General features: G+C 77.0%; 1 protein-coding gene. It reads left to right on the top strand.

What is annotated here, in order from left to right; translation table 11 throughout:
- The first annotated feature begins 104 nt into the window (after positions 1-104).
- The gene (locus O7598_RS17550) at positions 105-16,211 is read left to right on the top strand and encodes a type I polyketide synthase (protein WP_269692415.1); all 16,107 of its coding nucleotides are present in this window, start codon (positions 105-107) and stop codon (positions 16,209-16,211) included.
- The last annotated feature ends 18 nt before the right edge of the window (positions 16,212-16,229 follow it).

Raw genomic sequence — 16,229 nt, 5'->3', positions numbered from 1 at the left:
AGGGGTGTCCGGCGCCGGGGGCCGCCGTTAGCGTCAGCCATGGCCGATCCGGCCTGGTCATGGCCCCGCCAGGCGCACTCCGTCGCAAAATGAGGTCCTCACTGATGGCTGACAACGACACGCTTCGCGACTATCTGAAGCTGGTCACCACTGACCTGCACCGGGCGCGCCAGCGCCTGCGGGAGGTCGAGGACGGCGGCCGGGAACCCATCGCCATCATCGGGATGAGTTGCCGCTACCCCGGTGGTGCCGGCTCGCCCGACGACCTGTGGGACCTGGTGGCGCAGGGGCGGGACGGCATCGGTCCGTTCCCGACCGACCGCGGCTGGGACCTGAGCCGGCTCTTCGACGCCGACCCGGACCGCCCGGCCAGCAGCTACGTGCGCGAGGGCGGCTTCATCGACGGCGCCGGGGACTTCGACCCGGCGTTCTTCGGCATCTCGCCCCGCGAGGCGGTCGCCATGGACCCGCAGCAGCGGATCCTGCTGCAGTCCACCTGGGAGGCGATCGAGCGGGCCGGCATCGACCCGACGTCGCTGCGCGGCAGCCGCACCGGGGTCTTCGCCGGCACCAACGACCAGAACTACCTCGCGCTGTTCGGCAACGCCGGCTCGGACAGCGAGGGCTACCTGCTCACCGGTGGCGCCACCGCCGTCGTGTCGGGCCGGATCTCCTACGTGCTGGGCCTGGAGGGTCCGGCGCTCACTGTGGACACCGCGTGCTCGTCGTCGCTCGTCGCGTTGCACCTGGCGTGCCAGTCGCTGCGGCAGAACGAGTGCTCCCTCGCCATCGCCGGCGGTGTCACGGTGATGGCCACGCCCGGCGTGTTCACCGAGTTCAGCCGCCAGCGCGGGCTGGCCGGCGACGGTCGCTGCAAGTCGTTCGCCGAGGCCGCCGACGGCACCGGATGGTCCGAGGGCGTCGGCGTGCTGCTCGTCGAGCGGCTCTCCGACGCGCAACGCCTCGGCCACCCGATCCTCGCGGTGGTGCGGGGCAGCGCGGTCAACCAGGACGGTGCGTCCAACGGGCTGACCGCCCCGAACGGGCCGGCCCAGCAGCGGGTGATCCTGGAGGCGCTCACCAACGCCGGCCTCACCCCCGCCGACGTCGACGCGGTCGAGGGCCACGGCACCGGCACCACCCTCGGCGACCCGATCGAGGCGCAGGCGCTGCTCGCCACGTACGGCCAGGACCGCACCGGCGAGCCGCTGTGGCTGGGGTCGGTCAAGTCGAACATCGGACACCCGCAGGCCGCCGCCGGCGTCGCCGGCATCATCAAGATGGTCATGGCGCTGCGGCACGGCGTGCTGCCCGGCACCCTGCACCTCGACGAGCCGACCTCCAACGTCGACTGGGCGGCCGGCCGGGTCGCCCTGCTGGCCGCCAACCGGGACTGGCCGGAGACCGGCCACCCCCGCCGGGCCGGCGTCTCGTCGTTCGGGGTGAGCGGCACCAACGCGCACATCATCCTCGAACAGTCCCAGGCGCCGACCGCCCCGGAGACGGTCGAGGACCCCGGGGGACCGGTGACGGTGCCCGTCTCGGCGCGTACCGGCGAGGCGCTGCGCCGCCAGGCCGCCCGACTGCGCACCGCGGTGGAGGCGGACCCGGCGATCCGCCCCGCCGACGTCGCCCACACGTTGGCGACCGCCCGGGCCGCGATGGCGCACCGGGCCGTGGTGCGGGCCGGCGACCGCGACGAGCTGCTGGCCGCGCTGGCCGCGGTCGAGTCCGGCGCGGAGCGCGACGGCGTCGTCCGCGGCTCGACCCGCGACGGCAAGCTGGCCTTCCTGTTCACCGGCCAGGGCGCGCAGCGGATCGGCATGGGCGCCGCCCTGGCCGCCGAGTTCCCGGTCTTCGCGGAGCACTTCGACGCGATCCGCGCCCGCTTCGACGGGCTCGCCGAGGCGCTCGGGTCCGAGGAGATCCACCAGACCGTCCACACGCAGGCCGCGCTCTTCGCCTTCGAGGTCGCGCTGGCTCGCCAGTTGGAGCACTGGGGCGTCGTACCCGACCGGATGCTCGGCCACTCGGTGGGCGAGATCGCCGCCGCCCACGTGGCCGGCGTGCTCGACCTGGACGACGCCTGCACGCTCGTGGCCGCGCGCGGTCGGCTCATGCAGGCGCTCCCGGCCGGCGGCGCGATGCTCGCCGTGGCGGCCGCGGAGGCGGCGGTCCGCGCCGATCTGGTCGACGGCGTGGACGTCGCCGCGGTCAACGGCCCGGCCGCCGTGGTGGTCTCCGGCGACGCCGAGGCGATCGACGCGCTGGACGCCCGGTGGCGGGAGCGGGGCTGGCAGACCAAGCGGCTGCGCGTCTCGCACGCCTTCCACTCGCCGCGCATGGACGCCATGCTCGACGACTTCCGGGCGGTGGCCGAGGGACTGACGTACCACGCGCCGCGTGTCCCGGTGGTGTCCAACCTGACCGGTGAGCCGGTCGACCGGATGGACGCCGACCACTGGGTCCGGCACGTGCGCGGCACGGTCCGCTTCGCCGACGGGCTGGCCTGGCTGCGCGGCCGGGAGACCACCGCGTACCTGGAGATCGGCCCGGACGGCCCGCTCACCGCGCTCGCCGCCGAGCAGCTCGACGACGTCACCGCCGTCGCCACCCAGCGCCGCGACCGCCCCGAGGCCGCGACGTTGTGGGCCGCGCTGGCCACCGCGTACGCCGGCGGGGTGCCGGTCGACTGGACCGCCGTCGACGGCGCGGCCGGCCGGACCGTCGCGCTGCCCACCTACCCGTTCGCGCGGCAGCGCTTCTGGCCGAAGCCGGCGCCGGGCTGGGGCGACGTCGCCGCCGCCGGCCTCGGCGTGACCGGCCACCCGCTGCTCGGCGCCGGCGTCATGCTGGCCGGCGGCGACGAGGCGCTGTTCACCGGCCGCCTGTCGGTGGCCACCCATCCGGCGCTCGCCGACCACGTGGTGCTCGGCCGGGTCGTGCTGCCCGGCACCGCGCTGGCCGAGGCCGCCGTGCGGGCCGGCGACCAGGTCGGCTGCGGCGTGGTGCAGGAGCTGGTGCTCCAGACGCCCCTGGTCGTGCCGGCCGACGCCGCCGTGCAGGTCCAGGTGCTGGTGGGCGCGGCGGACGCGGAGGGCCGCCGGGACGTCACCGTCCACTCCCGGGTGGCCGACGCGGCGGCCGACGGCTGGCCCGAGGAGCCGTGGACCGTGCACGCGACCGGCGTGCTCGCCCCGGCCGCGACCGCCACCCCGCCGCCGGCGGCGCCGGCCTGGCCACCGGCCGACGCCGAGCCGGTCGACGTGACCGCGCTCTACGCGGGCTTCGACGCCGCCGGCCTGGCCTACGGGCCGGTCTTCCGGGGCCTCCGGTCGGCCTGGCGGGCCGGCGACGAGATCCTCGCCGAGCTGCGCCTGCCGGCGGGCGAGGAGTCCGACGCCCGCCGCTACGGCCTGCACCCGGCCCTGTTCGACGCCGGCCTGCAGGCGCTGGCCGCCCGGGCGACGGGCGCGGACGGCTTCACCGGTCTCCCGTTCTCCTTCACCGGGGTCACCCTGCGGGCCACCGGCGCGACCACGCTGCGGGTCCGGCTCGTCCCGGACGGCGTGGACGCGGTCCGGCTGGACGCGTACGACGACACCGGCGCGCCCGTGCTCACCGTCGACCGGGTGCTGCTGCGCCCCATCGCCGGGGCGCAGTTCGCCACCCGGGCCACCGGTCCGGCGGCGCTGCTGCGGTTGGCCTGGTCCCCGCTGGCCGCCGAGGACGCCCCGCCACCCCGCTGGGCGCAGCTCGACGGCGACCCGATCGGCGCCGGCGTTCCGGTCGGCGGTGACGCCGACGTCCTGCTGGTCCCGGTGTTCGGGTACGCGCCGACCGCCGAGGGGGTCCGCGCCGCCACCGGCCACACGCTCGACCTGCTCAACCGTTCGCGGGAGAACGCCGGCCGCCTGGTGGTGGTGACCCGGGGAGCCGTCGCGGCCGAGCCGGGCGACCGGGTCACCGACCTGGCCGGCGCGGCCGTCTGGGGACTCGTCCGGTCGGCCCAGGCCGAGGACCCGGGCAGCGTCGTGCTGGTCGACCTGCCCGGCGGCCCGCTCGTCGCGCCCGACCCGCTGCCCGCCCTCGCGGCCGGGCTGGCCACCGGCGAGCCGCAGCTGGCGATCCGGACCACCGGCCTGTACCGGGCCCGGCTGCGCCGGGTGGAGCCGGCCGCCGACCTGGTCCCGCCCGCCGGCACCGACCACTGGCGGCTCGCGCTGCCCGAGAACGGCACGCTCGACCAGCTCGCGCTCGTGCCGTCCGGCGCGGACGCGCCGCTGGCCCCCGGCCAGGTCCGCCTCTCGGTGCGCGCCGCCGGCCTGAACTTCCGCGACGTGCTGGCCGCGCTCGGCATGTACCCGGGCCGCGTCGACCTCGGCGCCGAGGTCGCCGGCGTGGTCCTGGAGGTCGCGCCGGACGTCGCCACGCTGCGCCCCGGCGACCGCGTGTTCGGGCTCTGCCCCGCGTCGTTCGGCCCGGTCGCGGTGGCCGACCACCGGGTGCTCGCGCCGATGCCCGAGCGGTGGACGTTCGCCGAGGCGGCGTCCGTGCCGATCGTCTACGGCACCGCCCTGTACGGCCTGCACGACCTGGGCGCGCTCACCGCCGGCCGGTCGGTGCTGATCCACGCCGCGACCGGCGGCGTCGGCCTGGCCGCCGTGCAACTCGCCCAGCACCTCGGCGCCGAGGTCTTCGCCACCGCGAGCCCGGCCAAGTGGGACGTGCTGCGCCGGCTGGGCCTGGACGACGCGCACATCGCGTCGTCGCGGGACCTCGGCTTCGAGGCCGCGTTCGAGGGCGTCGACGTGGTGCTGAACAGCCTGGCCGGCGAGTACGTGGACGCGTCGCTGCGGCTGCTGGCCGGCGGCGGCACGTTCGTCGAGATGGGCAAGAGCGACGTGCGGGACCCGGCGGCGGTGGCCGCCGCCCACCCGGGCGTCACCTACCGCGCCTTCGACCTGATCGACGCCGGGCCGGCCCGCATCCAGGAGATCCTCGGTCGGCTGGTGGAGTTGTTCGCCGACGGCAGCCTGCGCCTGTCGCCGGTCCACGCCTGGGACGTCCGCCGGGCGCCGGAGGCGTTCCGGCACGTCAGTCAGGCGCGGCACGTCGGCAAGGTGGTCCTCACCGTGCCCCGGCCGCTCGACCCGGCCGGCACGGTCCTGATCACCGGCGGCACCGGCCGGCTCGGCACGCTCGTCGCCCGGCACCTGGCCGCCGAGCACGGCGTCCGGCACCTGATCCTGGCCAGCCGGCGTGGACCCGAGGCGGTCGACCCGGCCGACGGCGTGCCGGCCGGCGCCGAGGTGGTCGCCTGCGACGTGGCCGACCGGTCCGCCCTCGCCGCCGTGATCGACGGCATCCCCGCCGACCGGCCGCTGACCGCTGTCTTCCACGTCGCCGGCGTGCTCGACGACGGGGTCGTCACCACGCTGACCCCGGAGCGGCTGGACACCGTGCTGCGGCCCAAGGCCGACGCCGCCCTGCACCTGGACGAGCTGACCCGCGGCCTCGACCTCGCCGCCTTCGTCGTCTTCTCGGCGCTGGCCGGCAACGTCGGCAGCGCCGGGCAGGCCGGCTACGCCGCCGCCAACCACCTGCTCGACGCGCTCGTGCTCCGGCGCCGCGCGGCCGGCCTGCCCGCCCAGTCGCTGGCCTGGGGCCCGTGGGCCGGCGGCGGCATGGTCGGGCAGCTCACCGACGGCGACCGGGCGCGCCTGGCCGCCGCCGGCTTCCCGCCGCTGACCGAGGCCGACGGACTCGCGCTGCTGGACGCCGCGCTCGCCGCCGCCGCGCCGGTGCTGGTACCGACCGGGTTCGACCCGGCCGCGCTCTCCGCCCGCGCCGCCGACCTGCCCGCCGTACTGACCGAGCTGGCCCGCGCCCCGCAGCGCCGCGCGGCCGGCACCGGCCGCGACGCCGGCCGGTCCCGGCTCGACCGGGCCGCCCTGCTGGAGCAGGTACGCGCCGACGCCGCCACGGTGCTCGGCCTGCCCGGCCCGCAGGCGGTCGAGCCGGACCGGCCGTTCAAGGAGATCGGCTTCGACTCGCTGACCTCGATCGAGCTGCGCAACCGGCTGCGCGCCGCGCTCGGCACGCGGCTGCCCGCCACGCTCGTGTTCGACCACCCCACCCCGGCGGCCGTCGCCGCCTTCCTCGACGCCGAACTGGGCGGGACCGCCGCCGGGACGCCCGCCGCCACCCCGGTGCCGGTCGACCGGCCGGCCGACGACCCGATCGCCATCGTGGGCATGGGCTGCCGGTTCCCGGGCGGCGCGGACACCCCCGACGCGCTGTGGCGCATCGTCGCCGGCGGCGTCGACGCGGTCGACGCGTTCCCGGCCGACCGCGGCTGGCAGATCGAGCACCTCTTCGAGCCGGGCACCTCGTACACCTTCGAGGGTGGCTTCGTCGACGGCGTGGCCGACTTCGACGCCGGCTTCTTCGCGATCAGCCCCCGCGAGGCGGTCACCATGGACCCGCAGCAGCGGCTGCTGCTGGAGACGTCCTGGGAGGCGTTCGAGCGAGCCGGCATCGACCCGGAGACGCTGCGCGGCAGCCGCACCGGCGTCTACGTGGGCGCCGCCACCACCGGCTACGGCGTCGGCGACCTGCGGCTGCCCGAGGGCTCCGAACCGCACCTGCTCACCGGCACCGCGACGAGCGTGGTCGCCGGCCGGATCTCCTACACGTTCGGCCTGGAGGGCCCGGCGGTCACCGTGGACACCGCCTGCTCGTCCTCGCTGGTGGCGCTGCACCTGGCGGCCGAGGCGCTGCGGCACGGCGAGTGCGACCTGGCGATCGCCGGCGGCGCCACCGTGATGACCACCCCCGGGATGTTCGTGGACAGCAGCCGCGGCGGCGCGCTCGCCCCGGACGGGCGGTGCAAGGCGTTCGCCGACGGCGCCGACGGCACCGGCTGGGGCGAGGGCGCCGGCGTGGTGCTGATCGAGCGGCTCAGCGACGCCCGCCGCCACGGGCACCCGGTCCTGGCCCTGGTCGCCGGGTCGGCGGTCAACCACGACGGGGCCAGCAACGGGCTCACCGCCCCGAACGGGCCGTCGCAGCAGCGGGTCATCGCCGCCGCGCTGCGGCACGCCGGTCTCACCGCCGCCGACGTGGACGCGGTGGAGGCGCACGGCACCGGCACCGCCCTCGGCGACCCGATCGAGGCGCAGGCGCTGCTGGCCACGTACGGCCGGGACCGCGCCGACGACGCCCCGCTCCGGCTGGGCTCGATCAAGTCGAACATCGGGCACACCCAGTCCGCGGCCGGCGTGGCCGGGATCATCAAGATGGTGCAGGCGCTGCGGCACGGCCTGCTCCCCGCCACCCTGCACGTCGACCGCCCGTCGGAGCACGTCGACTGGTCGGCGGGTGGCGTCCGGCTGCTCACCGAGCCGGTGCCGTGGCCCGCCGCCGACCGGGTCCGCCGGGCCGGCGTGTCCTCGTTCGGCATGAGCGGCACCAACGCCCACGTGATCATCGAGCAGGCCCCGCCGGGCGCCGGGACCACTGTCGACCGGGCCGGTGGCCCGTGGCTGCTGTCGGCCCGCACCGCCAAGGCCCTGCGGGCGCAGGCCGAGCGGCTGCGCGCCCACCTCGACGCCGAGCCCGACTGGCGGCCGGACGACGTGGCGTACGCGTTGAGCACCACCCGGGGCCGGTTGCCGCACCGCGCGGTGCTGTTCGCCGACGACCGGGACGGCTACGCCGGGCTGCTCGACGCGCTCGCCGCCGACAGCGGCGCGCCTGGCCTGGTCCGGGGCGTCGCCGGCGCCGGCGGCAAGGTCGCCTTCGTCTTCCCCGGCCAGGGCCCGCAGTGGCTCGGCATGGCCGAAGGGCTGCTGGCGTCCTCGCCGGTCTTCCGCGCCTCGGTCGAGGCCTGCGACGCCGCGCTGCGGCCCCGGCTCGGCTGGTCGGTGGCCGACGTGCTGCGCGGCGCTGATCCGCAGCGGTCGCTCGACGACGTCGCGGTGGTGCAGCCCGCCCTGTTCGCCACCATGGTGTCGCTGGCCGAGCTGTGGCGCGCCGAGGGCGTGGAGCCGGCCGCCGTGGTCGGGCACTCCCAGGGTGAGGTGGCCGCCGCCTACCTGGCCGGTGGCCTGACCCTGGACGACGCCGCCACGGTGATCGCCGTGCGCAGCCGCCTGCTGGCCGAGCGGGGCGCCCAGATCGCCGGCGCGATGGTCGCGGTGTCGCTGCCCGCCGCCGACGTCGAGGCCCGGCTCGCCGACTACCCCGGCCTGGACGTGGTCGCCGTCAACGGTCCCCGGACCGTCTCGGTGGCCGGCGACCCGGAGACCGCCGACCGCCTCTTCGCCGACCTGACCGCCGAGGGCGTCCGGGTCCGCAAGATCCGCATTCCCGGCGCGGCCCACTCCTGGCACATGGACGTGCTCCGCGAACCGGTGCTGGCCGAGCTGGCCGGCATCGCCCCGCGCGCCGGCGACGGCCCGGTGTTCTACTCGACGGTCACCGGGGGGCCGGTGGACACCGCCGACCTCGACGCGGCGTACTGGTACCGCAACATCCGGCAGACGGTGCGCTTCGCCGACGCGGTGCGCCGGCTGCTGCGCGACGGGCACACCGTCTTCGTCGAGGCGAGCACCCACCCGGTGCTGGTGCACGCGGTGCAGGACGCCGCCGAGGACGCGAACGTCGAGGCGGTCGCCGTCGGGTCGCTGCGCCGCGAGGAGGGCGGCCTGGACCGCTTCCGCGCCTCGGTCGCCGAGGCGTACGCCCGGGGTGCCCGGTTCGACTGGGCCGCGCTGCCGGCGCGGGCCGACGGCGCCGCGCCGCCGATGCCGCTGCCCACGTACGCGTTCCAGCACCAGCGCTTCTGGCTCGAACCGAACCCCGTGCCGGCCTCCACGGGCACCGCGCAGGACGCCGCCGAGGCCGGGTTCTGGGACGCGGTGGAACGCTCCGACCTGGCCCCGCTGATCGAGGCGTTCGGCGCCGACGACGCCGACCGGATCGCCCCGGTGCTGCCGGTGCTGGCCTCCTGGCGGTCGCGGGAGCAGCGCCGCCGGACCGTCGACGCCTGGCGCTACCGCGTCGAGTGGCGCCCGGCGCCCACCGGTGGCCCGGCGACGCTGTCCGGCCGCTGGCTGCTCGTCGCCCCGGACGGGGAGCCGACCGCCGCCGAACTCGGCCGGCTGCTCACCGCGCACGGCGCCGAGGTGGTCACCGACGCCGACGCGACGGGCCTCGCCGGCATCGTGTCGTTGCTGGCGCTGGACGAGACCCCGCACCCGGACTGGCCGGACGTCACCCGCGGCACCGTCGGCAACCTCGCCCTGGTCCAGGAGCACGCCCGCGCCGACCGGGAAGCACCACTGTGGATCATCACCCGGGGCGCGGTGAGCGTCTCCCCGGCCGACCGGCTCACCGGCGCGACCCAGGCCCAGAGCTGGGGTCTGGGCCTGGTGGCCAGCCTGGAGCAGCCCGACCGCATCGGCGGCCTGGTCGACCTGCCGCCGGAGATCGACGCCCGCGCGGCCGGCCGGATCGCCGCCGCGCTGGCCGGGATCGGCGACGAGGACCAACTGGCGGTCCGCGCCTCCGGCGTCCTGGCCCGGCGGATGGTGCGCGCCGCGCCGAACCCGGACCGCCGTCCGGCGCCGAGCCTGGGCGGCACGGTGCTGGTCACCGGCGGCACCGGCACCATCGGCGCCCACGTCGCCCGCCGCCTGGCCACCGCCGGCGCCCGGCGGCTGCTCCTGACCAGCCGTCGCGGCCCCGACGCGCCCGGCGCCGCGGAGCTGGCCGCCGAACTCACCGAGCTCGGCGCGCGGGTGCGGATCGTCGCCTGCGACGTGGCCGACCGCGACGCGTTGGCCGCGCTGCTCGCCGGTGTCGACGACACCGCCCCGCTGACCGCCGTCTTCCACGCCGCCGGGGTCGCCCAGTCCACACCGATCACCGACATCGACCCGGCCGAGCTGGCCGCCACCGTACGCGGCAAGGCGACCGGCGCCCGCAACCTCGACGAGCTGGCCGGCGACGACCTGGAGGCCTTCGTCGTCTTCTCCTCCGGCGCGAGCGTCTGGGGCGGCGGCGGCCAGGCCGCGTACGCCGCCGGCAACGCCTACCTCGACGCGCTCTGCCGGCAGCGGCACGAGCGCGGGCAGGCCGCGCTGGCGGTCTCCTGGGGCGGCTGGGAGGGCAGCGGCATGGCGACCGCCGACGCGGTCGCCCAGCTCGCCCGGCGCGGCCTGCGCCCGATGCCGCCGCAGCTCGCCCTGGCCGCGCTCGATGCGGCGATGGGCGAGCCGGAACCGCACCTCACCGTCGCCGACATCGACTGGGAGCGGTTCGCGCCGAGCTACACCGCCGCCCGCCCGCGACCGCTCGTCGACGAGATCCCGGAGGCCCGCGCCGGACGTGAGGCGGACCGGCCGGACGGCGCCGACGGTGAGACGGGCGAGTTCGCGGCCCGACTGACCGCGTTGCCGGCCGGCGAGCGCCGGCGCTTCCTGCAGGACCTGGTGCGCAACCTGGCCGCCGACACGCTCGGGCACACCGGGGTGGAGGAGATCGCACCCAACCGCGCCTTCCGGGAGCTGGGCTTCGACTCGGTCACCGCGGTCGACGTCCGCAACAAGCTGCGCGCCGCCACCGGCCTCCAGCTGCCCACCACGCTCATCTTCGACTATCCGACTCCGGCGCTGCTCGCCGAGCACCTGCGCGCCGAGTTGCTCGGCGAGGCGCCGGCCGAGGCCGTCGTGGCGGCCGCCAACGGCGCCGACGAGCCGATCGCCATCGTGGGGATGAGCTGCCGGTACGCCGGTGGTGTGCGTACCCCCGAGGAGCTGTGGGAGCTGGTGGTCAACGGCGTCGACGCGGTCGACGGGTTCCCCGACGACCGCGGCTGGGACCTCGACGCGCTCTACGACCCGGACCCGGACGCGCTGGGCGCCTCCTACGTCCGGGAGGGCGCGTTCATCTACGACGCCGGTGACTTCGACGCCGGGTTCTTCAGCATCAGCCCGCGCGAGGCGCTCGCCATGGACCCGCAGCAGCGGATCCTGCTGGAGACGTCCTGGGAGGCGATCGAGCGCGGCGGGATCAACCCGCAGACGCTGGCCCGCAGCCGGACCGGCGTCTTCGTCGGCACCTCGTTCCAGGGCTACGGCATGGGCGCGCACCTGGGCCTCGGCGCCACCGAGGGCTTCTTCCTGGCCGGCACCGGCACCGCCGCCGTCTCCGGCCGGGTGGCCTACGGGCTCGGGCTGGAAGGGCCGGCCGTCACCGTGGACACCGCCTGCTCCTCGTCGCTGGTGGCGCTGCACCTGGGCGCCCAGGCGCTGCGGCAGGGCGAGTGCGACCTCGCGCTGGCCGGCGGCGTCGCCGTGCTGCCCACCCCGACCTCGTTCACCGAGTTCAGCCGCCAGCGCGGCCTGGCCCCGGACGGCCGCTGCAAGCCGTTCGCGGCGGCCGCCGACGGCACCGGCTGGGGCGAGGGCGCGGGCGTCGTCCTGCTGGAGCGCCTCTCCGACGCGATCCGCAACGGGCACCCGGTGCTCGCGGTGGTCGCCGCCACCGCGACCAACCAGGACGGCGCGTCCAACGGCCTGACCGCCCCCAACGGCCCCTCCCAGCAGCGGGTGATCGCGCAGACGCTGGCCAACGCCGGCCTGGAACCGGCCGACGTCGACCTGGTCGAGGCGCACGGCACCGGCACCACGCTCGGCGACCCGATCGAGGCCCAGGCCATCATCGCGACGTACGGGCAGAACCGGCCGGACGACCGCCCGCTCTGGCTCGGCTCGGTGAAGTCCAACATCGGGCACACCCAGTCCGCGGCCGGCGTGGCCGGTGTGATCAAGGCGGTGATGGCCGTCCGGCACGGCGTGCTGCCGCCGAGCCTGCACGTCGACGAGCCCACCCCGCACGTCGACTGGGCACGCGGCGCGGTCCGGTTGCTGACCGAGGGACGGCCGTGGCCGTCCACCGGCGGCCCGCGCCGGGCCGGCATCTCGTCGTTCGGCGGCACCGGCACCAACGCGCACGCCATCGTCGAGCAGGCCCCGGAACCCACCGGGACCGACGCCGGCACGCCGGCGTCGGCGACGCCGCCGGTCTGGCTGCTCTCCGGTCGCACCGAGGAGGCCCTGCGGGAGCAGGCCGACCGGCTGCGCCGGCACCTCGCCGACCGGCCCGACGCCGGGCCCGGCCCGGTCGCCTGGTCCCTGGCCACCACCCGGGCCGCCTTCGAGCACCGGGCGGTGCTGTTCGGCGCCGACCGGAACGACCTGCTGGCCCGGCTGGACGACGTGACCGCCGCCCGGCCCAGCGCCGACGTGGTCACCGGCACGGTGACCACCGGCGAGACCGTGTTCGTCTATCCGGGGCAGGGCAGCCAGTGGATCGGCATGGCCGCCACGCTGATGGACACCGCGCCGGTGTTCGCCGACGCGATCGACGAGTGCGCCCTGGCGCTCGCGCCGCACCTCGACTGGTCGCTCCAGGACGTTTTGCGCGTCCGGCCCGGCGCCGCCTCGCTGGAGCGGGTCGACGTCGTCCAGCCGGTGCTGTTCGCCGTGATGGTGGCGCTCACCCGGCTCTGGGAGTCGTGGGGCGTGGTGCCGGACGCCGTGGTCGGCCACTCGCAGGGCGAGATCGTCGCCGCCCACGTGGCCGGTGGCCTCAGCCTCGACGACGCCGCCCGGATCGTCGCGGTGCGCAGCAAGCTCGTCGGCACGGTCGCCGGCACCGGCGGCATGGTCTCGGTGTGGCTGGGCGCCGGCCCGGTCGAGGAGCGGCTCACCGCCCACCCGGACCTGTCGATCGCCGCGGTCAACGGTCCGGAGACCACTGTGGTGGCGGGCCCCGCCGCCAGCCTGGACCGCTTCGCCGACGCCTGCGCCGCAGACGGCGTACGGGTGAAGCGGATCGCCGTGGACTACGCCTCGCACAGCCCGCAGATGGACGCGCTGCGCGACGAGCTGACCGCCGCGCTCGCCCCGGTGCGCCCCGGCCCCGGCCGCATCCCGATGTGGTCCACGGTGGACGGCAACTGGGCCGACACCGGCGCGATGGACGCCGACTACTGGTTCCGCAACCTGCGCCGGCCGGTGCTCTTCGACTCCGCCGTGCGCGCCCTGGCCGCCGACGGCTACCACTTCTTCGTCGAGGTCAGCGCCCACCCGGTGCTCGCCATGGCGGTCCGCGCGACCCTCGACGAGGCCGACCCGAGCAGCCGCACGGCTGTCGTCGGCACGTTGCGCCGCGACGAGGGCGACCTGGCCCGGGTGCTGCGCTCGGCCGCCGAGCTGCACGCCCAGGGCGGCACGGTCGACTGGTCGGCCGCGCTCGCCGGGCACGCCGCGCCGGTGGTGCCGCTGCCCACGTACGCGTTCCAACGCAGCCGCTACTGGCTCACCCCGGCGCGTACCGCCGCGGCCGGTGACCTGAGCGGCGCCGGGCTGACCGACGCCGGCCACCCGCTGCTCGGCGCCGCCGTGGCGCTGGCCGACGGCGACGGGCTGGTGCTGACCGGCCGGCTCAGCGCCGGCGACCAGCGCTGGCTGGGCGACCACGCGGTGCTCGGGACCGTGCTGCTGCCCGGCACCGCGTTCGTCGAGCTGGCGTTGCAGGCCGGGCTGCGGGTCGGCGCCGCGGCGCTGGACGAGCTGACGCTGGAGGCGCCGCTGGTGCTCACCGAGCGGCAGGCGGTCCGGATCCAGGTCGTGGTCAGCCCGCCCGGGGAGGCCGGCCGCCGCACCGTCGCGGTCTACGCCCGCCCGGACACCGACACCGGCGACGGCGTGGAGTGGACCCGGTACGCCAGCGCGACGCTCGCACCGACCGCCGACGAACCCGACTTCGACCTGCGGCAGTGGCCGCCGGCCGGGGCGCAGGCGGTGGACACGACCGGGTTCTACGACGACCTGACCGAGCGCGGCTACGGCTACGGCCCGGCGTTCCAGTGCCTGCGCGCCATGTGGAAGCGCGACGGCGAGGTCTTCGCCGAGGTCGCGCTCCCCGACGACGACGGCGACGACGCGGCCGGCTACGGCGTGCACCCGGCGCTGCTGGACGCCGCCCTGCACGGCATCGGGCTGCTGAGGTCGCTGCACCCGGCCGCCGGTGGCGCCGGGCCGCAGGGCGCCGAGCTGCCGTTCTCCTTCAGCGGCGTACGCCTCTGGGCCACCGGCGCGGACACCGTCCGGGTCCGGCTCGGCCTCTCCGAGCAGAACGGCATCGTGGTGCGGATCGCCGACGCGGCGGGCGCCCCGGTCGTCGCGGTCGACGCGCTCGCGGCCCGGCCGCTGCCGGCCTCGTTCGGCGCCTCCGGCCCGGCCCGGCCGACCACCCTCTACGAGCTGGACTGGAGCGACCTCGCGGTCAGCCCGACCGATCCGGGCCACTGGCTGGTCGTCGGCGACGCCCCGCTGGCCGACCAGGTGCGCGCGGCCGGCGGGCGGGTCACCACCTGCGCCACGTTCGACGACGTCCCCGGTCACTTCGACGGCGCCGACGACCCGGCCGTGGTGGTGGTCGCGCTGTCCGCCACCGACGACGACGGCGACGTCGTCGACCGGGCGGCGGGCTGCGTACACGAGGCCCTGGCGCTGGCCCAGCGGTGGATCGGCGACGACCGGTTCGAACCGGCGCGACTGCTCGTGGTCTCCCGGGACGCGGTCGCCGCGACGGACGGCGCGAAGCCCGCGCTCGCCCCGGCGGCGGCCTGGGGGCTGCTGCGCTCGGCCCAGTCCGAGCACCCGAACCGTTTCGTCCTGCTCGACCTGGGCGCGGACGCCGACCTCGCGCCGCTGCCCGCGGCGGTGTGCTCGGGCGAACCGCAGCTGGCCGCCGCGGCCGGCCGGGTCCGCGCGGCCCGCCTGGTGCGCGTCGCGCCGGCCGACGGCGACACCGCGCCGGCCTTCGGGCCGCACGGCACCGTCCTGGTCACCGGCGGCACCGGCACGCTGGGCAGCGCGCTGGTGCGACACCTGGCGGGCGTGCACGGCGTACGCCACTTCCTGGTCACCAGCCGCAGCGGGGCCGACGCCCCGGGCGCCGCGGACCTGGTCGCCGACGTCGCCGCCCTGGGGGCCGAGGCGACGGTGGTGGCCTGCGACGCGGCCGACCGGGACCGGCTGGCCGAGGTCCTGGCCCAGATCCCGGCCGACCGGCCGCTCACCGGCGTGGTGCACGCGGTCGGTGTGCTGGACGACGGGGTGATCGCGGCGCTCGACCCCGGCCGGGTCGACCTGGTGATGCGCGGCAAGGCCCGGGGCGCGGCGAACCTGCACGACCTCACCCGCGACCTCGACCTCACCGCGTTCGTGCTGTTCTCCTCGGCCGCCGGCACGTTCGGCGGGGCCGGGCAGGGCAACTACGCGGCCGCCAACGCGTTCCTCGACGCGCTGGCCCAGCGCCGCCGGGCCGACGGGCTGGTGGCCAAGTCGCTGCCGTGGGGCCCGTGGGCGCAGCCGACCGGGATGACCGGCGCGCTCACCGAACTCGACGTGCGCCGGGTCGAACGGACCGGCCTGCGGCCGATGGAGACCGCGTACGGCATGACGTTGTTCGACGCGGCGGTGCGGCACCCCGCGCCGGTGGTGGTGCCGCTGCTGTTCGCCCAGGGCGCGCTCAGCGCGGCCACCGGGCCGCTGCTGCACCTGCTGCGCTCGCTGGTGCGTACCCCGGTGCGGTCCGCGGCCGGCCGCCCGGCCGAGAGCGACGGCCCGCCGCTGCGCGAGCGGCTCGTCGAGCTGCCCGACGAGGAGCGGCAGCGCGTCGTGCTCGACTTCGTCCGCACCCACGTCGCGGTCGTGCTCGGCTACCCGTCCGGCGGCGAGGTGCGCTCCGAACGGGGCTTCCTCGACCTCGGCATGGACTCCCTGACCGGCATCGAGCTGCGCAACCGGATCGCCGGCGTCACCGGCCTGCGGCTGCCCGCGACGCTGGTCTTCGACCACCCCACCCCGATGGCGCTGGCCCAGCACCTGCGGCTGGCGCTCGTGCCACCCGCCAAGCCGGCCGCCGAGGTCGCCCTGGAGGAGCTGGACCGGTTGGAGGCCGTGCTGGACGCGGTCGAGCCCGGTGACGACGCGCATGCACGCGTCAAGCGGAGGTTGCGTTCGCTCGTCGCCCGCCTGAACGGCGGGACCGAGGACACGGACGGCGAGCAGGACCTCGAGTCGGCGACGGCGGAGGAGCTCTTCGAGTTCCTCGACCGCGCGGTGTGAGCGACGGAAAGAGGCGCC

This window comes from Micromonospora sp. WMMC241 (assembly GCF_027460165.1).
In the GTDB taxonomy this organism is placed as follows: Bacteria; Actinomycetota; Actinomycetes; order Mycobacteriales; family Micromonosporaceae; genus Micromonospora; species Micromonospora humi.
Note: the sequence above shows the minus strand (reverse complement) of the source record. Positions and strands in the feature narration are given on the sequence as shown.

Excerpts from the sequence above, each read along its gene's own strand:
- O7598_RS17550 (WP_269692415.1), top strand. The coding sequence starts at position 105 with ATGGCTGACAACGACACGCTTCGCGACTATCTGAAGCTGGTCACCACT.